The organism is Pseudolysinimonas sp., assembly GCF_049651805.1.
GTDB lineage: Bacteria > Actinomycetota > Actinomycetes > Actinomycetales > Microbacteriaceae > Pseudolysinimonas_A.
This window is the reverse complement of sequence record NZ_JBASCU010000021.1, coordinates 107203-128228: the sequence shown is the minus strand read 5'-3', so window position 1 is coordinate 128228 and position 21026 is coordinate 107203. Positions and strand designations below refer to the sequence as shown.

26 protein-coding genes are annotated in these 21026 nt (G+C 69.8%); 9 read left to right on the top strand and 17 right to left on the bottom strand.

Going from position 1 to position 21026, the window contains the following annotated elements; all coding sequences use genetic code 11:
- Nucleotides 1–227: hypothetical protein (locus WBL06_RS05435; protein ID WP_424454949.1), on the top strand; the 227-nt coding region annotated here is incomplete at its 5' end.
- Between the two features lie 90 nt (nucleotides 228–317).
- Here WBL06_RS05435 and WBL06_RS05430 read toward each other — a convergent pair.
- From WBL06_RS05430 to ubiE, 3 genes are all read right to left on the bottom strand, one after another.
- Entirely contained in the window at nucleotides 318–1670 is a 1353-nt protein-coding gene (locus WBL06_RS05430) for an FAD-dependent oxidoreductase (protein WP_424454948.1), read from the bottom strand.
- 72 nt (nucleotides 1671–1742) lie between these two features.
- A complete protein-coding gene (locus WBL06_RS05425; RefSeq protein ID WP_424454947.1) occupies nucleotides 1743–2816 on the bottom strand; it encodes a polyprenyl synthetase family protein in 1074 nt (357 codons plus the stop codon).
- A 38-nt stretch (nucleotides 2817–2854) separates the two neighbouring features.
- Nucleotides 2855–3580: a bifunctional demethylmenaquinone methyltransferase/2-methoxy-6-polyprenyl-1,4-benzoquinol methylase UbiE gene (ubiE, locus tag WBL06_RS05420; RefSeq protein ID WP_424454958.1), complete on the bottom strand. Its 726-nt coding sequence runs from the start codon at nucleotides 3578–3580 to the stop codon at nucleotides 2855–2857.
- A 107-nt stretch (nucleotides 3581–3687) separates the two neighbouring features.
- Between ubiE and WBL06_RS05415 the strand changes: the two genes are divergently transcribed.
- Complete coding sequence (locus tag WBL06_RS05415) at nucleotides 3688–4917, top strand: isochorismate synthase (RefSeq protein ID WP_424454946.1); 1230 nt, start codon at nucleotides 3688–3690, stop codon at nucleotides 4915–4917.
- A 28-nt stretch (nucleotides 4918–4945) separates the two neighbouring features.
- Here the strand turns inward: WBL06_RS05415 and WBL06_RS05410 are convergent, their stop codons facing one another.
- Genes WBL06_RS05410 through WBL06_RS05400 form a run of 3 tightly spaced genes read right to left on the bottom strand, consistent with a single transcriptional unit; the run spans nucleotide 4946 to nucleotide 7757 of the window.
- Nucleotides 4946–5785: a PPK2 family polyphosphate kinase gene (locus WBL06_RS05410; protein ID WP_424454945.1), complete on the bottom strand. Its 840-nt coding sequence runs from the start codon at nucleotides 5783–5785 to the stop codon at nucleotides 4946–4948.
- Nucleotides 5786–5803: 18 nt separating this feature from the next.
- The gene (gene menD / locus WBL06_RS05405) at nucleotides 5804–7438 is read right to left on the bottom strand and encodes a 2-succinyl-5-enolpyruvyl-6-hydroxy-3-cyclohexene-1-carboxylic-acid synthase (RefSeq protein ID WP_424454944.1); all 1635 of its coding nucleotides are present in this window, start codon (nucleotides 7436–7438) and stop codon (nucleotides 5804–5806) included.
- Nucleotides 7419–7757 carry a PLD nuclease N-terminal domain-containing protein gene (locus tag WBL06_RS05400; protein WP_424454943.1) on the bottom strand — a complete coding sequence of 113 codons (339 nt, stop codon included), beginning with the start codon at nucleotides 7755–7757 and terminating at the stop codon, nucleotides 7419–7421. Before WBL06_RS05400 ends, menD begins: the two co-directional genes overlap by 20 nt.
- Nucleotides 7758–7821: 64 nt before the next feature.
- On the opposite strand from WBL06_RS05400, the gene WBL06_RS05395 reads away from it, so the two are divergent.
- Nucleotides 7822–8073 carry a DUF4229 domain-containing protein gene (locus tag WBL06_RS05395; RefSeq protein ID WP_424454942.1) on the top strand — a complete coding sequence of 84 codons (252 nt, stop codon included), beginning with the start codon at nucleotides 7822–7824 and terminating at the stop codon, nucleotides 8071–8073.
- Between the two features lie 10 nt (nucleotides 8074–8083).
- Here the strand turns inward: WBL06_RS05395 and WBL06_RS05390 are convergent, their stop codons facing one another.
- Genes WBL06_RS05390 through WBL06_RS05370 form a run of 5 tightly spaced genes read right to left on the bottom strand, consistent with a single transcriptional unit; the run spans nucleotide 8084 to nucleotide 11877 of the window.
- The gene (locus WBL06_RS05390; RefSeq protein ID WP_424454957.1) at nucleotides 8084–9061 is read right to left on the bottom strand and encodes a 1,4-dihydroxy-2-naphthoate polyprenyltransferase; all 978 of its coding nucleotides are present in this window, start codon (nucleotides 9059–9061) and stop codon (nucleotides 8084–8086) included.
- Between the two features lie 46 nt (nucleotides 9062–9107).
- On the bottom strand, nucleotides 9108–10196 hold the full coding sequence (locus tag WBL06_RS05385) for an AMP-binding protein (RefSeq protein ID WP_424454941.1): 1089 nt from the start codon (nucleotides 10194–10196) through the stop codon (nucleotides 9108–9110).
- Between the two features lie 4 nt (nucleotides 10197–10200).
- Nucleotides 10201–11133: a 1,4-dihydroxy-2-naphthoyl-CoA synthase gene (locus WBL06_RS05380; protein ID WP_424454940.1), complete on the bottom strand. Its 933-nt coding sequence runs from the start codon at nucleotides 11131–11133 to the stop codon at nucleotides 10201–10203.
- Complete coding sequence (locus WBL06_RS05375; protein ID WP_424454939.1) at nucleotides 11133–11447, bottom strand: hypothetical protein; 315 nt, start codon at nucleotides 11445–11447, stop codon at nucleotides 11133–11135. Before WBL06_RS05375 ends, WBL06_RS05380 begins: the two co-directional genes overlap by 1 nt.
- Before the next feature lie 22 nt (nucleotides 11448–11469).
- Nucleotides 11470–11877, bottom strand: coding sequence for a hypothetical protein (locus WBL06_RS05370; protein ID WP_424454938.1), 408 nt, complete (start codon nucleotides 11875–11877; stop codon nucleotides 11470–11472).
- Nucleotides 11878–11982: 105 nt separating this feature from the next.
- Between WBL06_RS05370 and WBL06_RS05365 the strand changes: the two genes are divergently transcribed.
- Entirely contained in the window at nucleotides 11983–12972 is a 990-nt protein-coding gene (locus tag WBL06_RS05365; protein WP_424454937.1) for an o-succinylbenzoate synthase, read from the top strand.
- Between the two features lie 17 nt (nucleotides 12973–12989).
- Here the strand turns inward: WBL06_RS05365 and WBL06_RS05360 are convergent, their stop codons facing one another.
- Nucleotides 12990–13622, bottom strand: coding sequence for a histidine phosphatase family protein (locus tag WBL06_RS05360; protein WP_424454936.1), 633 nt, complete (start codon nucleotides 13620–13622; stop codon nucleotides 12990–12992).
- A gap of 87 nt (nucleotides 13623–13709) precedes the next feature.
- Between WBL06_RS05360 and aspS the strand changes: the two genes are divergently transcribed.
- On the top strand, nucleotides 13710–15032 hold the full coding sequence (gene aspS / locus WBL06_RS05355; RefSeq protein ID WP_424454935.1) for an aspartate--tRNA(Asn) ligase: 1323 nt from the start codon (nucleotides 13710–13712) through the stop codon (nucleotides 15030–15032).
- Between the two features lie 22 nt (nucleotides 15033–15054).
- Nucleotides 15055–15648 (top strand): RDD family protein, encoded by a 594-nt coding sequence (locus tag WBL06_RS05350; protein WP_424454934.1) that lies wholly within the window; start codon nucleotides 15055–15057, stop codon nucleotides 15646–15648.
- A gap of 6 nt (nucleotides 15649–15654) precedes the next feature.
- Here the strand turns inward: WBL06_RS05350 and WBL06_RS05345 are convergent, their stop codons facing one another.
- On the bottom strand, nucleotides 15655–15876 hold the full coding sequence (locus WBL06_RS05345; RefSeq protein WP_424454956.1) for a glutaredoxin family protein: 222 nt from the start codon (nucleotides 15874–15876) through the stop codon (nucleotides 15655–15657).
- 48 nt (nucleotides 15877–15924) lie between these two features.
- Between WBL06_RS05345 and WBL06_RS05340 the strand changes: the two genes are divergently transcribed.
- The gene (locus WBL06_RS05340) at nucleotides 15925–16746 is read left to right on the top strand and encodes an HAD family hydrolase (protein ID WP_424454933.1); all 822 of its coding nucleotides are present in this window, start codon (nucleotides 15925–15927) and stop codon (nucleotides 16744–16746) included.
- A gap of 203 nt (nucleotides 16747–16949) precedes the next feature.
- On the opposite strand, the gene WBL06_RS05335 is transcribed toward WBL06_RS05340, so the two are convergent.
- The 3 genes from WBL06_RS05335 to WBL06_RS05325 all read right to left on the bottom strand — a co-directional run bounded on the left by WBL06_RS05335 (nucleotide 16950) and on the right by WBL06_RS05325 (nucleotide 17902).
- Entirely contained in the window at nucleotides 16950–17048 is a 99-nt protein-coding gene (locus WBL06_RS05335; protein WP_003792170.1) for a 30S ribosomal protein bS22, read from the bottom strand.
- 69 nt (nucleotides 17049–17117) lie between these two features.
- Nucleotides 17118–17321: a helix-turn-helix domain-containing protein gene (locus WBL06_RS05330; protein ID WP_424454932.1), complete on the bottom strand. Its 204-nt coding sequence runs from the start codon at nucleotides 17319–17321 to the stop codon at nucleotides 17118–17120.
- Nucleotides 17322–17437: 116 nt separating this feature from the next.
- Complete coding sequence (locus WBL06_RS05325; protein WP_424454931.1) at nucleotides 17438–17902, bottom strand: ArsR/SmtB family transcription factor; 465 nt, start codon at nucleotides 17900–17902, stop codon at nucleotides 17438–17440.
- A 94-nt stretch (nucleotides 17903–17996) separates the two neighbouring features.
- On the opposite strand from WBL06_RS05325, the gene WBL06_RS05320 reads away from it, so the two are divergent.
- Both WBL06_RS05320 and WBL06_RS05315 read left to right on the top strand, forming a co-directional pair.
- A complete protein-coding gene (locus WBL06_RS05320) occupies nucleotides 17997–19391 on the top strand; it encodes a TrkH family potassium uptake protein (protein WP_424454955.1) in 1395 nt (464 codons plus the stop codon).
- Nucleotides 19384–20055 carry a potassium channel family protein gene (locus tag WBL06_RS05315; protein WP_424454930.1) on the top strand — a complete coding sequence of 224 codons (672 nt, stop codon included), beginning with the start codon at nucleotides 19384–19386 and terminating at the stop codon, nucleotides 20053–20055. The genes WBL06_RS05320 and WBL06_RS05315 overlap by 8 nt, the downstream gene beginning before the upstream one ends.
- 133 nt (nucleotides 20056–20188) lie before the next feature.
- Here the strand turns inward: WBL06_RS05315 and proC are convergent, their stop codons facing one another.
- A complete protein-coding gene (gene proC / locus WBL06_RS05310; RefSeq protein WP_424454929.1) occupies nucleotides 20189–21016 on the bottom strand; it encodes a pyrroline-5-carboxylate reductase in 828 nt (275 codons plus the stop codon).
- Between the last annotated feature and the right edge of the window lie 10 nt (nucleotides 21017–21026).

Genomic DNA, 21026 nt, shown 5'->3' with positions numbered 1-21026 from the left:
AAGCCCACCACGCCAACCACTGGGCACACGGCGGACGCACCGACATCGCCGACGGCATCCTCCTCTGCCGCCACCACCACATGCTCCTCCACAACAACCACTGGAAAATCCACCGACCACCCGGCCGTGGCCACACCGACTGGAACATGACCTCCCCCGACGGCCGAACACTGAAACTCGTCACCAAGAACCCCCTCCGACAACGGCAACTCGTGCGAACACCCTGAACCCGAGGCTCGAAAGAGAACTCAGCCCATTTCGGCGAACAGGCTCGCTCGGTGCGCGAACGAGCGCGTTGGCCAGGTGCGAGCGCTGGATCAGCCGCGCGAGATCTTCACCATCTCGTCACGCGGCACGACCTTGATGCGCGCACGACCCTCGGGCTCACCGAGGGCGATCTCGTGGGTGTCGAGTTTGTGCCAACCGGCAAGGTCGGTGTACTCGATGCCACGCGACTCGAGCAGCTCGACCACCGACGCCTCCGACGGCGACGACGGGCTCCACCACGACGACTGGTCATTCACGAGGTGCGAGATCGTCTCCATCGCATCCGACTTGGTGTGACCGATCAGACCCACCGGTCCGCGCTTGATCCACCCCGTGGCGTAGACGCCGGGCAGGATCTCGTTATCCGTCGCCAGCACCTGCCCCTCCCGGTTGGGAATGACGCCGCGCCGCTCGTCGAACGGGATGCCGTCCAGGGGCGACCCGAAGTAGCCGACCGCCCGGTAGAACTGACAGATCTCGAGCTCGCGGATCTCGCCCGTTCCGCGCACGCCGCCCGCGCCATCCGGCTCGGTGCGCTCGTACCGGAACGACGCAACCCGACCATCGGCCCCGGCGACGACCTCGAGCGGCTTCGCGTAGAAGTGCAGGTGCAGCCGCCGCGACGCCTCGCCAACCGGCTCGGAGCGCCACTTCGTGAACACCTTGTCGATCACGAAGATCTGCTTGTTCGACTCGATCGCCGCCCGCGCGGCGTCGTCGTAGTCGAAGTCCTCGTCGTAGACGACCATGTCGACATCCGTCAACTCGCCGAGCTCACGCAACTCGAGCGGGCTGAACTTCACCTGCATCGGGCCGCGCCGGCCGAAGACGTGCACGTCGGTGACCGGCGAGTTCTTCAGCACCTCGTAGACGTTCGCGGGCACCTCGGTCGGCAGCAGGTCGTCAGCGTGCTTCGCCAGCATCCGCGCCACATCGAGGGCGACGTTGCCGTTGCCGACCACCGCCACCGACGCCGCATCGAGCGGCCACTCGCGCGGCACATCGGGGTGCCCGTCGTACCACGAGACGAACTCGGCGGCGCCGTGCGAGCCGGGCAGATCGACGCCCGGGATCTCGAGGTCGGCATCCCGAATGGCGCCGGTGGAGAAGATGACGGCGTTGTAGTGCTTCTTCAGGTCGTCGAGGGTGATGTCGCGCCCGTACGTGACGTTGCCGAAGATGCGGATGTCGCCGCGGTCGAGCACGTCGCGCAGCGCCGTGATGATGCCCTTGATGCGCGGGTGGTCGGGAGCGACGCCGTAGCGCACCAGCCCATACGGGGCAGGGAGCTGCTCGAACAGGTCGATCGAGACCTCGAACGGCCGCTCGTGCTTCAGCAGGATGTCGGCGGCGTAGATACCGGCGGGGCCGGCGCCGACGATGGCCAGGCGGAGGCGGGTCATCGGGGGTTCCTTACTGTGTGCTCGGGGTCTCGATACACCCGCCTCGGCGGGCACTCGACCCGCGGGTGCGGGTCAGCCGGAGCGCTCGACGATCGCTTGCGCGAAACGGGTGAGCGCCTTCTTGACCGGGCCGTCGGGGAGGGGCCCGAGAGCCACCACCGCCCGATCGGCCCAGCGGTTCGCCTCGGCGAGTGTATCGGCAGTCACCTGGTGGCGACGCAGCTCGGCGACGGCCGTGGCGAAGTCGGGATGAATGGCATCCTCGGTCGATCCGACGATGTGACGTTCCAGCCGCTCGAGTAGCGCGGCGGCACCGGGTTCGGATGCGGCGCGCTGACGCAGGTAGAGCAGCGGAAGTGTCGGCACCCCGGCGCGCAGGTCGGTGCCGGCGGTCTTCCCGGTCTGCTCGACCGCGCTCGACAGGTCGATGACGTCGTCGATCAGCTGGAACGCGACACCGATGCGTTCGCCGAAGAGTTCGACGGGCTCGCGGTACTCCTCTGGAGCATCCGAGAAGATCACGCCGACGAGGCCGGCGAGCGCGATCAGCGACCCCGTCTTGTCGGCGAGCACCTGGAGGTAATGCTCGATCGGATCCTCACCCGCCTGCGGTCCGAGCGTCTCGTGCAGTTGGCCCAGGCACAACCGTTCGAACGTCGACGCCTGGATGCTGAGCGCCCGCTCCCCGAGCGACGCAATGAGTTTCGACGCTCGGGCGAACAGCAGGTCGCCGGTGAGGATCGCCACCGAGTTGCCCCACACGGTCTGCGCGCTCGGCACCCCGCGACGCATCTCGGCTTCGTCCATGACGTCGTCGTGATACAGCGACGCCAGATGGGTGATCTCGATCGCCTGCGCAGCCGTGAGCACATCGTCGTTCGCGCCCGACCCGAGCTGCGCCGTCAGCAGGGTCAGCACCGGCCGTACCCGCTTGCCGCCGGCATCCAGCAGGTAGCGGGTGGTGACGTCGGCGATCTCATCGGTGAAGCGCACCTGGTCGGCGAGCTGCTCCTCGACGATCGCGAGACCCGCCTCGATGTCGGCGACGAACTGCCGCTCCTCGCTCGAGGCGAACAGCTTCTCGCCGAGGCCCAGCGAGGAGCTGAGGGTCTTGCTCCGGCGGGCGAGGGAGGGGCTCGGTTTCACGTTTCGCCGATCTGTCGGAGCATGAAGGAGGGGCTGAGTCAGCCGGTCGTGTCGGGCTTGCGGGACCGCCCGGTGCGGCGGGCGGTGGCGGCTCGGATGGCCTGGTCTTCGGGCTTGCGGCCGCGGTGCAGGGCCACGACGCCTGCCGTGAGGTTGCGGTGGGCGACCCGGCTGAAACCGACTCCGCGGATCCACTGGCTCAGCGTTCCCTGATCGGGCCAGTCGCGGATCGACTCGACGAGGTAGCGGTACGCCTCGGGATTCGACGACGTGATGCCGACGACCATCGGCGCGACGACCTTCAGGTACGCGTAGTACCCGGCACGCAGGATCGCCCGCGGCGGCTTCGAGAACTCGCACACGACAAGCCGCCCCCCCGGCTTCAGCACGCGGTACATCTCGGCGAGCGCCTTCTTCGGGTCTTGCACGTTGCGCAGCCCGAACGAGATGGTGACCGCGTCGAACTCGTCGTCGCCGAACGGCAGCTTCATGGCATCCGCTTCGCGGAACTCGATCTTCGGATGCCGCTTCTCGGCTTCGGCGATCATCTGCGGTGAGAAGTCGACGCCGACGACCGCCGCGCCCGATCGGGCGAGCGGCACAGTGGAGGTGCCGGTGCCGCAGGCGACGTCGAGGATGCGCTCCCCCGGCTTCGGGTCGACGGCCTTTGTCGTCGCGATGCGCCACAGGGCGGCGTTGCCGACGCTGAGCACCGTGTTGGTGCGGTCGTACCCGGGAGCGACGTGATCGAACATCCCGGACATGTCGTCCGGGTCTTTGCTCAGATCCGCCCTGCTCACAAGCGACCATCCTACGCGGGGCGGTGAGGGGCGGTTCGGGGGGCGGTCGGCGCGCGCCGTAGGCTGGAGGGGTGACGGACCTCACCGTCGAAACGCGCCGGATCGACCCGGTTCCTTCGCTCATCCCGTTCGCCGATCCCGCGCACCCTCTGCTCTTCCTGCGGCGCGGCGACGGCATCGCCGGCATCGGCGAGGCGCTGCGTCTCGAGTTCCACGGGCCGACCCGGTTGGCGGATGCCGCAGCGGCCTGGCGCGACGTCGCGGCGAGCGCCCGGGTCGACGACGAGGTGCGCATCGGCGGCTCCGGGCTGGTCGCGTGCGGCGCGTTCACGTTCGACGACGACTCGACCCGCGCGAGCGTGCTGATCGTGCCGCGGGTCGTCATCGGCCGCCGCGACGGCGTCGGCTGGGTGACCCGGGTGAACGGCGCCGACGACGCGGTCGTCGCCTCCCCGCTCGGCGCGGAGTACCGGCTGCCGCTGCATCCGGGGGCGCTGCCGCCCGACGCCTACCGCGAAGCGGTGCGCACGGCGGTGGGCCGCATCCTCTCGGGGTCGCTCGAGAAGGCCCCGGCGTTAGAAAAGGTGGTACTGGCCCGAGACCTGGTCGGCCACGTGCCGGAAGGCGCCGACCTGCGCCGCGTGCTGCTGGAACTCGCGCTCGGCTACCCCGACACCTGGACCTTCGCCGTCGACGGTCACCTCGGCTCCAGCCCGGAGACCCTCGTGCGGGTGCGCGACGGCGATGTCACGGCACGCGTGCTGGCCGGCAGCCACGCGCGCGGGGCGGATGCCGAAGCCGACGCTGCGGCCGCGCTGGAACTCGCGACGTCGTCGAAGGATCTCGACGAGCACCGCTTCGCGGTCGAGAGCGTGCTGCGTGCCCTGCGCCCCCACGGCCCCGGCATCACGTCGACCGAACTGCCGTTCACGCTGAAGCTGCCAAACCTGTGGCATCTCGCGAGCGATGTGCACGGTCGGCTCTCCGACGGCTCGGGTGCGCTCGACCTCGTGGCCGCGCTGCACCCGACGGCAGCGGTCGCCGGCACCCCGACGCGCACGGCGCTCGAGGTGATCCGAGAGCTGGAACCGTTCGACCGCGGCCGCTACAGCGGACCCGTCGGGTGGGTCGACCAGGCAGGTGACGGCAAGTGGGCGATCTCGTTGCGCTCCGCCGAAGTGGATGCCGACGGCACCCTCACCGCCTACGCCGGGGCCGGAGTCGTCGCCGAATCCGACCCCGACCGCGAACTCGCCGAGACGAAGCTCAAGTTCCGCCCCATCGTCGAAGCCTTCGGCTGAATTCGGTGGTCGAGTAGCGCCCGAAACGTCAGGTGGCGGCGAGGCGCTTCTTCTCGACCTCGACGTCGAACTCCGCCTTCGGCCATTCGAGGTCGAACGACCGCAGCGCGTCGAGCAGCAGGGTGTGCACCGCGAGGCGCGCGTACCACTTGCGGTCGGCGGGCACGACGTACCAGGGGGCGTCGTCGGTCGAGGTGCGCTCGATCGCGACGCGGTAGGCATCCATGTAGGCGTCCCAGTAGGCGCGCTCGTCGACATCCCCGGGGCTGTACTTCCAGTGCTTGTCGGGCCGCTCGAGGCGTTCGGCGAGGCGGGCCTTCTGCTCGTCGCGCGAGATGTGCAGCATCACTTTGATGACGTTCGTGCCGGCGGCGACGAGCTCCTTCTCAAAGTCGAGAATCACCGGGTAGCGGCCCTCGACCTCCTCGAGTGTCGACAGCCCGCGCACCCGGTGGATGAGCACGGCCTCGTAGTGCGACCGGTCGAAGACGCCGATCAGGCCCGGCGCCGGAAGCCGCTTGCGGATGCGCCACAGAAAGTCGTGCGCCTCCTCTTCGGGCGTCGGCCGCTTGAACGCCGCGATCGAAACCCCCTGCGGATCGACCGACCCGACGACGTGCCGCACGATGCCGCCCTTGCCTGCCGTGTCCATCGCCTGCAACACGAGCAGCACACTGCGGGTGTCGCCGAACCGGCTGGCCGCGAAGAGTTGCTCCTGAAGCCCGGCGACCTCGTCGGCCCCCGCGGCGAGCAGCTCAGCCCCGGCATCCTTGTCGCCCTCGAACCCCGGTGTCGCCGACGTGTCGATCTTCGACAGGTCGATACCGGGCCCCGCGCGCAACAAGCTCTTGATGTGCAGATCAGCCATGGGCCGACCCTAGAACGATCAGCGGGCGAGGGGAACCTCGATGAGCACGCGATCTCCGGATGCCGAGAGTGCGTCATCCAGTTCGGCCCGCGTCGCCGCGCGGCGGTGTTGCCACCCGTACGCCGCCGCGAGCGCCGCGAGGTCGACCGCGTGCGGGGTGTACAGCACCCGGTCGAATAGCGCGGAGTCGGCGGTGCCGGCGACCTCGAGCGCGTCGAAGATCGTGCCGCCTCCGTCGTTGCCGACGATCACCTGCATCCGCGGGGTCGGTTCGCCGGGGGCGGGAGCGAGCGATCCGGCGTCGTGCAGCAGCGCGAGGTCGCCGAGCAGCACCCGCGTGACGCCGTCACCCGTCGACGCGAGAGCGATCCCCGTCGCGGTGGCGATCGTGCCGTCGATGCCCGCCAGCCCGCGGTTGGCGAACACCGGGATCTTCTTGCCGGGCGCCACCCGGTCGAGGTCGCGGATCAGCCGCGACGCCCCGAGCACGAGCCGGTCGTGCGGCCACGTGTTCGCCCACACGGCTTCGGCGAGCATCCGCCGGGTGACCGGCTCGCGCAGCCGCTCGAGCTGCGTGCGGGCGAACGCGGCACGCTCCAGCCGGTCGTCGCTGAGGGATGCCGCCGGCGCCTCGTCGACGGCGAGCAGCGTGCGCGACGCCGTCACCCACAGCCCGACCCATGCGCGGGATTCGGGGTGCGGCTCGCCCGCCACGGTGACCCCGTCGACGATGCGAGCCGAACGACCGGGGTCGTACGCATCCCGCTCGGGGCCGCGCACGACGAACGACTCGAGGTCGGCGCGTTCCAGAAGCGCCGGGATCTCGCGGCTCAGCGTCGGATGGCCGAACACGACGACCCGGTCGATGAGATCGCCGAATCCCGGCTCGACGAGCAACTCGCGATACGCCGCGACCAGGTTCGGCCCGAACCGGGCACCACTGGTGACCTCGGCCAGCAGGGGTGCCCCGAGTTGCCGAGCGACCTCCTCGGCACGCTCCCCTGCGCCGGTGCCGGCGACCACGACGGTGCGCGGCCCTGGTTCGAGCGTCACGGGGTCACCGGCGGGGCGGTGCGGGGCGAACCCGCCGGGCTCAACATCGGGAAGCGGCACGACGGCCGACAACGGTTCGCGCAGGGCGAGGTTGACGTGCACCGGACCAGCGATCCCCGCCAGCACGTCGGTGGCCAGCCCTTCGGCTCCCTCGGCGGAGGTCGGGGCCGCGACATCCCACTCCCGTCGCACCGCCGAGCCGAAGATTCCCGCCTGCACCGTGGCCTGGTTGGCGCCGATCCCGAGTAGTTCGGCGGGACGATCGGCGGTCACGACGACGAGCGGCACCCCCGAGTGTGAGGCTTCGAGCACCGCCGGGTGCAGGTTGGCGACCGCCGTGCCCGAGGTCGTGACGACGACGGCCGGGAGGCCTGACTCGCGCGCCAGCCCGAGGGCCAGGAACCCCGCCGAGCGCTCATCGATGCGCACCCGGAGAGTGAGCAGGCCCGCGCGTTCGAACTCCGCCGCGGCGAGGGCGAGAGCCTGCGACCGGGAGCCGGGGCACACCACGACGTCGCGAACGCCGAGGCGGGTCAACTGGGCGAAGAACGCGACGGCGAAGTCGCTGGCCGGCGACCCGCTAACTCTTGGGCGGGTCATCGTCGAGGTCGCGAAGCTCCCGTTCGAGCTGCTCGATGCGGTCTTCCATCGCCTTCTCGCGGCCGAGTTTGCGCAGGAAGTCCGGGTCGTCGTCGGGAGCGACGGGGCCTCGACGCGCCGAACGCGGCGACTCCCCTGCTCGCACCCGTCCGACGGCGAACCACAGCACCCCGCCGACGATGGGCACGAGGATGACGAGCACGATCCACGCAGGCTTGGCGATTCCGCGAACCTGGTCGCGGGGGGTCAGCGCGAGGTGCACGACCGAGAAGATCGTGAATGCAATGATCAGCACCACGACCGGGATGAGGCGCGTCATGCCCTGATTCTAGGCTCCGCGGCTTCGCGCAGCATGAGAGTCGTCCCGACCTAGACTTCTGAGGGTGCGCACCGTGCTTCTGTTCTCTGCCCTGCGGGTGCTGGTCTTCGCGATTCCGTTCGGCATCCTGCTGGCCATCGGGCTCGAGTGGTGGGCCGCGGCGCTGATCGCGGCAGTCGTCGGATTCTGCGTCTCGTACATCTTCTTGCGTCCGCTCCGCGACAAGGTCGCGCTGCAACTCGTCGAGGCGCGCACCCCGAAGCCCGCCTCTGGCGATGAGGCAGCCGAAGACGCTCCGCTCCCGCCCGCCGGCTAGACCAGCACGCTTAGAGCAGCGCGCCGGGCAGCACGATAGCGACCGCGAGGCCGAGCCCGAACAACAACGTCGTCACGAGGGTCAGCCTCATCACCAGCACCCACTCGCGGGTGGTGCGCGCGGTCGTCGCGATGAGGATCGCGGGCAGCGCCGCCACCCCGGCGAAGTAGACGTAGGGGGCGAACCCGCTGCCCGACCCCGGCTCGTAGAACAGCGCGAAGAAGGCGAGGATGCCGAATGGCGCGAGCATGAGCACGACGTAGAGGATGCGCGTGCCGAGCCCGCCGAGCAGCACGGCGAGGGTGCGCTTGCCATACACCTTGTCGCGTTCGCGATCACGTGCGTTGTTGGCGACGAGCACCGCGGCGGCGAAGAACCCGGCCGCCGCACCGGCGAGCCACGCCTCGGTGTTGACGTCGAGCACCTGCACGAACATCGTTCCGGCCGTCGGCACGACTCCGAAGAACACGAACGCCGCGAGCTCGCCGAGGCCGAGATAGCCGTACGGCCGCTTGCCGCCGGTGTAGAACCACCCGGCGATGAGGCACACGGCGCCGACGGCGAGCAGCCACCACTGCTCGGTGCGCCACACCAGTACGGCACCCGCGACGGCGGCGAGTGCGAAGAACACCAGCGCGACGACGAGCACGGTGCGCGGCTTTGCGCGGCCCGAGCCGACGAGTCGTTGCGGGCCGACGCGGTCCCGGTCGGTTCCGCGGACGCCGTCGGAGTAGTCGTTGGCGTAGTTGACGCCGATCTGCAGGAACACGGCGACCGCGAGACTCAGCAGCGCGCGCACCCAGTGGTCGTACCAGTTCTCCATCACCTGGGCGGCGGCGGCAGTGCCGAGCGCCACCGGCACGACGGCGAGCGCGAGCGTGTGGGGGCGCGCGCCGGCGATCCAGGTGCCGAGGGTAGCCGGCTTCGGCGGGGCGAGCTTCGCGCCCTTCACCTTCGCCTTCGGGGGAACCGGTCGGTTGCCGTCCATCTTCACGCGCGGGATCGGTCGCTGCTGCTTCGCCACGAGAGCGACTTTAGTTGTTCAGCCGCGCCGCCAAGCTCACCCGGTCGGGTTTGCCGCTCGGCAGCATCGGGATGTCACTCCCGCCGCGCATCCGAGGTCGTGCCGCCGGGCCCAGAGCGGCTTCGATCGCGGCGAGGGCAGATGCCGGGAGCGCTTCGGATGCCGTGAACGCGACGGGCACCTCGCCCCACTTCGCGTCATCCGCGCGCACTACCACGGCATCCTCGACGCCGTTCTCGCGCAGCAGTCGCTCGACGGCGCCGAGCGAGACCTTGACGCCGCCCGAGACGATGACGTCATCGAGTCGACCGGTGATGGCGAGGCGACCAGCCTCGAACGTGCCGGCGTCCGCGGTGCGAAACCAGCGCATCCCGGCCTCGTCGACGAAGCGCGCGGCGGTGAGCGCCGGGTCACCCAGGTAGCCTTCGGCGATCGTCGGGCCTCCGAGTCGTACCTCGCCGTCGACCACGCGAACCTCGGTCTGCCCGATCGGCGTCCCGTCGTAGACGCACCCGCCGCTGGTCTCGCTCGACCCGTAGCTGCGGGTGACCATCACCCCGGCGAGGGCCGCACGTTCGAGCAGGGCCGGCGGCGTCGCCTGCCCGCCGATGAGCACGCGCCGGAATCCGGCGAGGGCGGATGCCGCAGCCGGGTCGTCGAGCAGGGTCGCCAGCTGCGCGGGCACGAGCGCGGTGAACCGTTCGGGCGTCGTCATCCCGGCGGTCGCCTCGAGGAATGCGGCGGCGGTGAAGTGCTCGCCCTCGACCGTCACCGGGGCGGTCTGCGCGACGAGCGAGCGGGCGAGAACGTTGAGCCCCGCGATGTAGTGCGTCGGCAGGGCCAGCACCCACTGACCCGGGCCGCCGAGGGCCGACTCGCTCGCGACGGCGTTGGCCAGCACGGCGTCGGCGGAAAGAGCGACCCGCTTCGGGCGCCCGGTCGAGCCGCTGGTCTCGACGACGAGGGCGACGCGTTGCTCCACCTCGCGGGGTAGGTCGTCGCTCGGTGAGCCGACGAGGATCGCGTCGCCACCGGCGAAGGCGGTACGCAGTTCGGTCAGCACGCCCGGCCCGGGCGGGATGACCCTCAACGAACGCATCGGGTCAGAACGGCCAGGAGTACGGCGACCAGTCGGGCGGCCGCTTCTCGAGGAAGGCATCCCGACCTTCCGCGGCCTCGTCGGTACCGTAGGCGAGGCGGGTGGCCTCCCCGGCGAACACCTGAAGCCCCACCATCCCGTCGTCGGCCGCGTTCATCGCGAACTTGAGCATGCGGATCGCGGTCGGGCTCTTGCCGAGGATGGTCTCGGCCCAGTCCAGGGCCGTGGACTCGAGTTCGGCGTGTGGCACGACCGCGTTGACCGCGCCCATCTCCCACGCTCGTTGCGCGTCGTACTCCTGGGCGAGAAAGAACACCTCGCGGGCGATCTTCTGCCCCACCTGCTTCGCGAAGTACGCGCTGCCGTAGCCGCCGTCGAATGAGCCGACGTCGGCATCCGTCTGTTTGAAGCGGCCGTGCTCACGGCTCGCGATCGTCAGGTCGCACACGACGTGCAGCGAGTGCCCGCCCCCGGCCGCCCAGCCGGGCACGACCGCGATGACGACCTTGGGCATGAAGCGGATGAGCCGCTGCACCTCCAGGATGTGCAGCCTGCCCCCACTCGGCGGTCGAGTAGCCCCCGCAGGGGGCGTGTCGAGATCCCCCACGGAGTCCATCCCGTCTGAGTACTCATACCCACCCCGCCCCCGGATGCGCTGGTCGCCCCCCGAGCAGAACGCCCACCCGCCGTCCCTGGCGCTCGGCCCGTTACCGGTGAGCAGCACGACGCCGATGCGGGAATTCATCCGGGCGTCGTCGAGGGCGCGCGCCAGTTCATCGACCGTGTGCGGCCGGAACGCGTTGCGCACCTCGGGCCGGTTGAACGCGACCCGGGCGATGCGGCCGGTCGTGTCGTGGTGGTAGGTGATGTCGGTGAGGTCGCCGAATCCGGGCGCCACACCCCAGCGGGAGGCGTCGAAGAGTTCCGAGACGGCCATCAGATGTTGCCCGCCGCGTCGAGCCCGTAGGTGAGTACGAGCGGGTTGGTGAACAGCCCGAGGGCGATGCCGCCGATCGCGGCGCCGCGATCCCAGTTGCCGATGGCGGCCGCGATACCGCCGAGCACCGCGAGTGCGCTCGCCCCGATGCCGGTCCACGCCGCAATCGTCGCCGGCAGGAACGCGTCGTACGTCACCGCGACGACCCCCGCGACGACGGCGATCGGGGTGAGGATGCCGAACGCCAGCGCCGCGCGTCCGGGCCAGCGCACCGATCGGCTGGCTGGCGTTGCCACGGGCTCGGCGCTGGTCACAGGTCGAGCCTAAGCGAGGCGGTCAGCCGACGGTCCTGTCGAGCCAGGCCCAGAACAGGCTGCTGCCGGCGAGGGCGAAGAGCAGTCCGACGAAACCGAGGCCGCGTCCGACGCCCGCGATGATCGCGATCAGCGCGAAGAAGATCGCGACGACGCTCACGGGTGCGGCGTAGGCGGCGAGCACTGCCGGAAGGCCGATGAACGCGCTGCCGAAGAACAGGCCCGCGGCGAGCAGCCCGAGCCAGAACGCCGCTCTCCCGGCCCATTTCGCCGGCTTGCGCCCCGGGGCGGTGCGGTTGTCACTGCGCCAGTACTGCCCGAGCGTCGGAGCCTTGTCTTGCTTCTGCGCGGCCACGTGGTGCTGCTGCACCGGACGGTACTGGTTCGGTTCGCCCTGGTACTGCGGGCGCGGCGGCGGGGGAAGAGTCATTCGCTGCGCCTCGCTTCCTGTCCATCCGCGAGTTTTCGTGCGGAAGACGGCCCGATCCGCGCGAAAAGTCACGGATGACGTCACTCTAGCGAGCAGACTGGGGCCGTGGGTCTGCCGTCAGGTCGGGAGCTGCGCGACGTGGCGCACGTCGTCGCGCTGCCGCTCGCGACCCGGTTCCGCGGACTCGACGTGCGCGAGGCGGTGCTGCTGCGCGGCCCGTCGGGCTGGACGGAGTTCGCGCCGTTCGCCGAATACGAGGATGCCGAGGCGGCCACCTGGCTGGCGGCGGCGATCGACTACGGCTGGGGCGCCGAACCGTCGCTCGTGCGCGACGTGATCCCCGTGAACGCGACCCTGCCGGCCGTCAGCCCCGACGAGATCGACGCGGTGCTCGACAGGTTCGGCGCGACCCGCACGGTGAAGGTGAAGGTCGCCGAACGCGGGCAGACCCTCGCCGACGACGTCGCCCGGGTGCGCGCGGTACGGGAGCGGCTCGGCCCGGCGGGGCGGATCCGGGTGGATGCCAACGGCGGCTGGAACGTCGACGAGGCCGAACACGCCGCCCACGCCCTCGCCCCGTTCGACCTGGAATACCTCGAGCAACCCTGCGCGACGGTTGCCGAACTCGCGGAGCTGCGGGAACGCCTGCGCGACTGGCAGCTGCCGATCGCAGCCGACGAGAGCGTGCGCAAGGCCGCCGACCCGCTCGCCGTCGTCGCGGCCGGCGCCGCCGACCTCCTCGTCGTGAAAGCCGCCCCGCTCGGCGGCATCACCGCGGCGCTGCGAATCGTCGCGGCATCCGGTCTGCCCGCCGTCGTGTCGAGCGCCCTCGACACCTCGGTCGGCCTCGCGATGGGCGCCCGCCTCGCCGCCGCCCTACCCGACCTCGACTACGACTGCGGCCTCGGCACCGCCGCCCTGCTCGCCGCCGACGTCACCGCGCACCCACTGCTGCCGCGCGAGGGTCGCATCCCCGTCGACCGCGTGGACGCCGACCCCGCGCTGCTGGAACGGTGGGCCGCCCCTGCCGAGCGGCGCGACTGGTGGCTCGCCCGCCTTGCCCGCTGCGCCGAACAGCTCCCCGCCGCGGGTTGACCACAGCATCCGGCGCATCACACCGCTCCGGTGTCGATCGCATCGGCGAGCAGTTCGGCAGCCGGTTCCGCGTACGACACCTCGACGAACGCGTCGCCCCGGCGCTCGAGCGTCGTGATGCTCGACAGCGCGCAGCGGCGCTTCGCCGGATTGTGGGCGAGCGGCAAGCCGGCGACGGTGCGGGCCACGACGACGATCGGCATCTGGTGGCTGACCAGCACGACCTCGCCGCCGTCGGCCGACGCCCAGGCGTCGCCGATCGCAGCCGTCATCCGCGCCTGCACCGACAGGAACGGTTCGCCCCAGGACGGCAGCCGCGGATTGATGAGGTGACGCCACAGGTCGGGGCGGCGCGGCAGGTCGCGGCGCATGTTGATGCCCTCGAAGCGGTTGGTCGGCTCGATGAGCCGCTCGTCGATCTGGAGTTCGCCCCCGAAGCGGGCGATCCAGGGCGCGGCGCTCTCGCGGGTGCGTTGCAGCGGGCTCGCGGTGACGCTGCGGATGTCGTGGCCGGCCAGCGAGGCTGACGCGAGCTCCGCCATCCGGTGGCCCCGCGCGCTCAGCCCGAACCCGTCGAGGCGCCCGTAGAGCACTCCGGTGGGGTTCTCGACCTCCCCGTGTCGCACGAGATGGACGAGTTCGGCAGGCACGACATCAGAGCTTACGAGCCGCGCCCCTGAACGGATGCCGCGCTGCACGGACGCCGCGCCCAAGTGCCGCAAGTAGACTCGCTCCCCGTGACATCTCGCACCCTGATCGCTGACCTCGCCGCCGCTGCCGCAGGACCCGTTCGGGTCGCCGGATGGGTCGACACGGTGCGCGATCAGAAGAAGGTGCAGTTCATCGTGCTGCGCGACGAGTCGGGCGCGGCCCAGCTCGTGCACCCGCGCCTCGACGCCGGGGATGACCCGCAGCCCGATCCGATCGCGGCGGAGATCTCGGGCCTCACGGCCGGAACCTTCGTGAGCGTCGAGGGCGAGCTCAAGCACGACGAGCGGGTGAAGCTCGGCGGGCTCGAGGTGAAGATCGGCGAGATCGACGTCATCGCCCCCGCGCTCGACTCCCCGATCGCCGAGGACTCGTCGATCGACAAGCGCCTCGACTGGCGCTTCCTCGACCTGCGTCGCCCAGAACAGAACCTCGTGTTCCGGGTACAGACGACCTTCCTGCATGCGCTTCGCACCTGGTGGGTCGAGCGCGGATTCATCGAGATCCACACCCCGAAGCTCATGGCGTCGGCATCCGAGAGCCGCGCCGAACTGTTCGAGGTCGAGTACTTCGAGACGAAGGCGTACCTCGCGCAGAGCCCGCAGTTCTTCAAGCAGATGGCGCAGCCCGCCGGCTTCGGCAAGGTGTTCGAGGTCGCCCCGGCGTTCCGCGCTGACCCGTCGTTCACCTCCCGGCACGCGACCGAGTTCATCTCGGTCGACGCCGAGATCTCGTGGGTCGACTCCCACGAAGACGTCATGCAGATGCACGAGGAGCTGCTCGTCGCCGCGCTCACCGCGGTGAAGGAGAAGCACGGTGCCGAGATCGAAGCCGCGTTCGGCGTCGAGGTAACCGTGCCGTCGACGCCCTTCCCCCGCATCCCGCTCGCCGAGGCGAAAGAGATCGTCGCCGGCCGCGGTTACACCGTGCCCCGGGCGGATGCCGACATGGACCCCGAAGGTGAGCGTCAGATCGCGGCTTACGTGAAGGAGCAGTTCGGCCACGAGTTCGTGTTCCTCACCGACTACGCGTCCAGCATCCGGCCGTTCTACCACATGCGCCACGAGGGCGATGCGGGCCTCACCAACTCGTACGACCTCATCTTCAACGGCGTCGAGATCTCGACCGGAGCCCAGCGCGAGCACCGCGTCGCGCTGCTCGAGGAGCAGGCCCGCGAGAAGGGTCTCGACCCGGAGGAGCTCGACTTCTACCTCGACTTCTTCCGCTACGGAGTGCCTCCGCACGGCGGATTCGGCATGGGCCTGTCGCGCGTCATCATGCTGCTGTTGCACCAGCCCTCGATCCGCGAGGTGACCTACCTGTTCCGCGGCCCGAACCGTCTGACGCCGTAGCCGCGCGGTTAGGCTGCCGGGCATGAGCGACGCTCCCCCGCCGCCCCCCGACGGGCTCGGGATCTTCGAGCCGCCGCCGGCGCCTCCCGCACCGCTCGTCGAGGTTCCGGCTTATGGCGAGATTCCCGAACGGCGGGTCGCGCATCCCGGCCGACGGGCTCTCGCCTTCATCATCGACGGAGTAGGAACGGTGCTGGTGACCATCGTGGTGGTCTTCGGCGGGCTCATCCTCGGTTCGATGGAGTCGCTCATCGCCATCTTTTGGGTGCCCGTCGCCTCGGCGCTGCTCGCGACGGTGCTCACCGCCACCCTCGGCGTCACCCCCGGCAAGTGGCTGGCCGGCCTCAGGGTGGTGCACGTCGTCACGGGACGGGTGACGGGAGCGTGGGCCATTCTCCGGAGCCTGGTGATCGTCTCGCCCATCTTCGCGGCGGTCGCCGTTCTGCGGCTGCTCGAGCTCGGATCCACCCCGGGCTCGGAGTACGTCGACCCGTTCCTCGGCGCCCTGATTCTGCCGCTGGTGTTCTGGGTGGCGATGTTCGTCGTGGTCGTCGCGACACCGCAGCACCGCGGCCTCGAAGATCGGGCAGGCCGGTCGGTCGTCGTGCTGCGTTGAAACCCGTCAGCTCAGGGCGGCCTGGAGGCGGTCGGGGTCGACTCGCCAGATGGTGTGCACTCGGCCGTCGATGAGCACGACGGGGATCTCTTCGGCGTATTCGTCGAGAAGCGCGGGGTCGTCGAGAATCGACTTCTCGTCGAACGTCACCGCCGGAAATCCGGTCAGCACCTCCGTGATGACGGCGCGGGCGTCGTCGCACAGGTGGCAGCCGGGCTTGCCGAGCATCCGCACGTGAGGCACCGGTCCAGGGTACCCGGCAGCTACCCTGGGGGGATGCCCGAGGAGCCCGCCCTCACCCCGAGCGACGACACCGCCACCTCCCCGCTGGAGAGCCCGGTTCCCAGCGACCGCCCGATCATCGCGTTCTTCGACGTCGACAACACGCTGATGCGCGGCACGAGCCTCTTTCATCTCGGCACCGAAGCGTGGGCGCGGGGCATCATCGGGTTCCGCGAGATCGCGCGCTTCGCCTGGCACCAGCGACGGTTCATCTCGGTCGGCGAGAACCAGGATCACCTCGATGGGGCTCGCGACCGGGCGCTCGGCCTCGCCGCCGGGCACTCCGTCGCCGACATCACCTCGCTCGCCGAGCACATCTGGGAGCACCGCATCAGCAAGCGGCTCTACCCCGACACCGTCGGACTCACTCAGGACCACGTGGCGAAGGGCCACGAGGTGTGGCTCGTCTCGGCGACGCCGGTCGAGATCGGCGAGGTCATCGCGAAGCACCTCGGCCTGACGGGCGCGCTCGGCACGGTCGTCGAGTCGATCGACGGCGTGTACACGGGACGCATGGTCGGCCACACCCTGCACGCCGAGCGCAAAGCCGAAGCCGCCCGCGAACTCGCCGCCAGCGCGGGCGCCCGCCTCGAGGACTGCTGGGCCTACTCCGACAGCCGCAACGACATCCCGCTGCTTCAGATGGTGGGCAACCCGGTCGTGGTGAATCCGGATGCCGCGCTCGCCCACCACGCGCAAGAGAACGGCTGGCCGATGATGCGCCTCTCCCCCCGCAGCATCCGCGACGCCCGTCGGCGCGTGCGCCGCGAGGCCCGCCGAGTCCGCCGCTCCGCCCGCCGCACCCCCTCCGCCTGACCCGGGTCTCGACACGCGCCCTACGGGCGCTACTCGACCACCGAGTCTTGAGCGGCTTCGAGTGAGGCGCGTCGGCAGCGTCGTAACGAGAAGCGACCGCAGGCAAAGCAGGAGCGGGCTGCGTTCGGGGAGTCAATCGGGGTAGGGGTCCCCGCTCTTGACTCGCCGAATGCAGCCCGGTCCGACGAAAGCCAGTTAGCAGCTCACTTCTTGTTACGACGCTGGTGACGCGTCTTGCGCAGGAGCTTGCGGTGCTTCTTCTTCGCCATGCGCTTGCGGCGCTTCTTGATGACGGAACCCATGTTCACCTCGCTTCGACGATAAGGACCACCCGGGCCCTCATCGAACCGCGGAAATCACAAGGGGGAAGTCTACCCTGCCCGGTTGCTCTGGGCGTTCGGCAGTTCCACAGCGGCCGCGACCGCGGTCTCGGGGATGCGGTAGGAACGCCCGAATCGCACGGCCGGCAGCTCGCCCGACTTCACCAGCCGGTAGACGGTCATGGTGGATACCCGCATCATGTCGGCGACTTCGGCGACCGTGAGGAAGCGCATGTCGGAGAGTGCTCCTGCCATGTCGGCTCCTGCCGTCGGTCGCGCGCTGTTGGTGATGTTGCTGGTGTGAATGGAGTGCGTTCGACCGATCAGACTAGGCCGTCACGGCATCCGGTGTCTATGGGTGGCGCGGAGGGTCAGTTGTAGCCCCGGCTCCACGGCAGCTTCTCAGTGACTCGCTTCTGCGCTCCCTGCAGCTTCTCCTGGGCCGCTTCGAGGGCGACGCGGGCGTTGTGGGCGGCGTCAGCGGCGACTCGCCCGACCCGGTCGCCCGCTTCGGTGCCCGCCCAGGCGGCGTAGATCGTCGGACCGGCTTCGTCGTCGTCGCCGTGAGCAGCGGGGGCCGCACCGCCGAGGAACGGCGAGAGCCAGGCATCCACGGTTCCCAGCGGTGCCGACCGCAACGCGTAGATGCGGTTGCGGCCGTCTTCGCGCACGGTGACGAGCCCCGCGTCGAGCAGCCGGGCCAGGTGCTTCGAGACGGTCGGCTGGGTGAGACCTAGCGCCTCGACCAGATCGCCCACGGCTGCCTCGCCGTCGAGGAGACGTCGCAGGATGTCGCGCCTGGTTCCGTCGGCGAGTACGTCGAAGATGTCGGCCATTTACTCAGGGTAGCCGTGGGTGTCGGGGGCGCGAGTAGCATTTCGGACTGTGCGAGCGAACCCCGGTCTCGGCGGAGCGCGCGAGGGGGCCTCGATCGCGGGGCGCGTGCGTGATGCCCTCGAGGTCTTCGCCCAACGCTCGCCGGCCCGGTTCGCGATCGTCGTTTTCACCGCCCTGATCTTTGTTCTGGCGGCTCTTCTGGCGACTCCGTGGGCAAGTCGCACCGGCGAGTCGGTGCCGATCGTCGACGCGGTGTTCACCGCCGTGTCGGCGATCTGCGTCACCGGCCTGACGACTGTCGACATGTCGACGCAGTGGTCGGTGTTCGGCAACGTCGCGATTCTGCTCGGCCTTCAGATCGGCGGCATCGGCGTTCTCACGATGGCGAGCATCCTCGGGCTGATCGTGTCGCGGCGGCTCGGGCTACGGCAGCGCCTGCTCGCCGCGAGTGACACGAATCCGTCACGCATCCACGGTGGCCCGGTCTCGGAGTCGCAGGCGATCCGGCTCGGAGATATCGGAAGCCTGCTGGCGACGGTGGCCCTTTCGGCCCTGATCATCGAGCTGTTCCTCACTGCGCTGATCGTGCCTCGGCTGCTGCTCGCCGGTCTGGACCCGTGGGCGGCGATCTGGAAGGGCTTCTATTTCGCCGCAAGCGCGTTCACCAACACGGGGTTCGTGCCGACCGAGGAGGGCGTCGAGCCGTTCGCCACCGACCCGTGGTTCCTGTCGGTGCTGGGGGCCGGGGTGTTCCTCGGCAGCCTCGGATTCCCGGTCATCTTCGGTCTGCTGCGCCTCGTGCGAGTGCGCGCTCGCCTGTCGTTGCACGCGAAGCTCACCCTGTTCACGACGATCGCTCTCGCGATCCTCGGTGCCATCGCCATCCTGATGCTGGAGTGGTCGAACCCCGCGACGCTCGGCGGGCAGGATGCGGTCGCGCGGCCGATGACGGCGGGCTTCATGTCGTTGATGACCCGGTCGGGTGGTTTCGCGAACGTCGACGTCAACCAGATGAACGGGTCGACTCTGCTGGTGATGGACATGCTGATGTTCGTCGGAGGTGGGTCGGCGTCGACGGCCGGCGGCATCAAGGTCACCACTCTCGCCGTGCTGTTCCTCGCCGCCTTCGCCGAGGCCAAGGGCTACAACGACGTTCAGGTGATGGAGCGCCGCATCCCCGTCGACGTGCTTCGCCTGTCGGTGAGCGTCGTGCTCTGGGGAGCCACGATCGTCGCGACGGCGTCGATCGCGATCCTGCACATCACCGGCGAACCCCTCGACCGGGTGCTATTCGACGTCATCTCGGCGTTCGCGACCTGCGGGCTGAGTACCGGCCTGACGGCGGAGTTGCCCGACTCGGGCAAGTACATCCTCGCCGCGACCATGTGGGCGGGCCGCGTCGGTACGGTCACCTTGGCTGCGAGCCTTGCCGCCCGACAGCGGAGACAATTGTTCATGCGAGCCGAAGAGAGGCCCATCGTTGGTTGAGAAGATCGCACATGATGCCCCCGTCCTCGTCATCGGCCTGGGCCGGTTCGGGGCGGCGACCGCCGGCCAGTTGCAGCGCCTCGACCGCGAGGTGCTCGCCGTCGACGAAGACATGGGTCTGGTGCAGAAGTGGGCGGAGCGGGTGACCCACGCGGTGCAGGCGGATGCCCGCTCGATCGACGCCCTGAATCAGATCGGAGCGGGCGACTTCTCCATCGCCGTCGTCGCCGTCGGGTCGTCGGTGGAGGCATCCGTTCTCATCACCGCGAACCTCGTCGACCTCAAGATCCCGCAGATCTGGGCGAAGGCGATCAGCCAGTCGCACGGCAAGATCCTGGCTCGCATCGGCGCCAACCACGTCATCTATCCGGAGGCAGAGGCCGGCGAGCGCGTCGCCCACCTGGTGTCGGGGCGGATGCTCGACTTCATCGAGTTCGACGACGACTTCGCGATCGTGAAGATGTACCCGCCGAAGCCGATCCGCGGCATCACCCTCGCCGAGGCCCACGTGCGCCAGAAGTACGGCATCACCGTCGTCGGTGTGAAGAGCCCCGGCAAAGAGTTCACCTACGCCACCGCCGACACCGTGGTCTCGAACCACGACCTCATCATCGCCTCGGGCAACACCCACGACCTCGACAAGTTCTCTGCTCTTCAGTCTTAGGTGTCTTGAGGCCCCGGTGGCTTTCCGTTTTCAGGAATTCCTGGGGCAGAAGTCGCCCACTGTGACGCTTGGGGTCTCAGTAGGTGACTTCAGCCACTCCAGGCACAAGACTTCCTGAAAACGGAAAGGACCCTCACCCTCCGAGGGACATCTCTGTAGCGCGCGCGAGGGCCGCGGCGGTGGCGCGGTCGAATACGCCGGGGAGGTCGGCCTGCTCCATGACGGCGATCGCCTGCATCGTCGTGCCGTTGGGGCTCGTGACGCGACGGCGCAGTTCGGCGGGGTCGACATCGGATGCCGCCAGCAGCTCCGAGGCGCCGAGGAAGGTCTGCTCGACCATGAGCCGCGCCTCCTCGGGCGTGAACCCGAGGCGCAGGGCCGTGCCGGTGAGCTGCTCCATGAGGAAGAACACGTAGGCCGGGCCCGAGCCGGAGATCGTGCTGAGCGCATCGATGCGGTCTTCCTCGAGTTCGATGACGGCGCCGACGGTCTCGAACACCGCCCGCACGAGCGCGAGCTCTTCGGCGGAGATGCGCGACCCCGCCGCGAGACCGGTGACCCCGCGGCGCACGAGCGACGGGGTGTTCGGCATCGTGCGCGCGACCGCATTCGGCACGAGCGCTTCCATCGTCGCCGTCGTGACCCCCGCGGCGACGCTCACCACGATCGCGTCCGCGGGAAGGGCGGATGCGACCTCGGTCAGCAGGTCGGGCACCATCCCGGGCTTCACCCCGACGATGACCACCCGGGCACCCTCGAGCGCGCGGCGGTTGGCGTCGGGAGTCGCCTGCAACGCGTACGAGTCGACCCCCGGCATCCGCACCGCGTCGGCCTTCGCGGGAGTGCGATTCGTGACCGCGATCCCCTCGGTCGCGAGCCCCGATTCGACGAGTCCGGCGAGGATCGCGCCGCCCATCGATCCGGCCCCGAGGATGGCGATGCGCGGAAGATTTCGGCTCATACCCCGAGTG

Bases quoted from the DNA above. Each gene is read 5' to 3' on its own strand.
- WBL06_RS05430 (WP_424454948.1), bottom strand. From the start codon at position 1,670: ATGACCCGCCTCCGCCTGGCCATCGTCGGCGCCGGCCCCGCCGGTATC.
- ubiE (WP_424454958.1), bottom strand. From the start codon at position 3,580: ATGTCCGGGATGTTCGATCACGTCGCTCCCGGGTACGACCGCACCAAC.
- WBL06_RS05410 (WP_424454945.1), bottom strand. From the start codon at position 5,785: ATGGCTGATCTGCACATCAAGAGCTTGTTGCGCGCGGGGCCCGGTATC.
- menD (WP_424454944.1), bottom strand. From the start codon at position 7,438: ATGACCCGCCCAAGAGTTAGCGGGTCGCCGGCCAGCGACTTCGCCGTC.
- WBL06_RS05400 (WP_424454943.1), bottom strand. From the start codon at position 7,757: ATGACGCGCCTCATCCCGGTCGTGGTGCTGATCATTGCATTCACGATC.
- WBL06_RS05390 (WP_424454957.1), bottom strand. From the start codon at position 9,061: ATGGACGGCAACCGACCGGTTCCCCCGAAGGCGAAGGTGAAGGGCGCG.
- WBL06_RS05385 (WP_424454941.1), bottom strand. From the start codon at position 10,196: ATGCGTTCGTTGAGGGTCATCCCGCCCGGGCCGGGCGTGCTGACCGAA.
- WBL06_RS05380 (WP_424454940.1), bottom strand. From the start codon at position 11,133: ATGGCCGTCTCGGAACTCTTCGACGCCTCCCGCTGGGGTGTGGCGCCC.
- WBL06_RS05370 (WP_424454938.1), bottom strand. From the start codon at position 11,877: ATGACTCTTCCCCCGCCGCCGCGCCCGCAGTACCAGGGCGAACCGAAC.
- WBL06_RS05350 (WP_424454934.1), top strand. From the start codon at position 15,055: ATGAGCGACGCTCCCCCGCCGCCCCCCGACGGGCTCGGGATCTTCGAG.
- WBL06_RS05345 (WP_424454956.1), bottom strand. From the start codon at position 15,876: ATGCTCGGCAAGCCCGGCTGCCACCTGTGCGACGACGCCCGCGCCGTC.
- WBL06_RS05340 (WP_424454933.1), top strand. From the start codon at position 15,925: ATGCCCGAGGAGCCCGCCCTCACCCCGAGCGACGACACCGCCACCTCC.
- WBL06_RS05335 (WP_003792170.1), bottom strand. From the start codon at position 17,048: ATGGGTTCCGTCATCAAGAAGCGCCGCAAGCGCATGGCGAAGAAGAAG.
- WBL06_RS05330 (WP_424454932.1), bottom strand. From the start codon at position 17,321: ATGGCAGGAGCACTCTCCGACATGCGCTTCCTCACGGTCGCCGAAGTC.
- WBL06_RS05325 (WP_424454931.1), bottom strand. From the start codon at position 17,902: ATGGCCGACATCTTCGACGTACTCGCCGACGGAACCAGGCGCGACATC.
- proC (WP_424454929.1), bottom strand. From the start codon at position 21,016: ATGAGCCGAAATCTTCCGCGCATCGCCATCCTCGGGGCCGGATCGATG.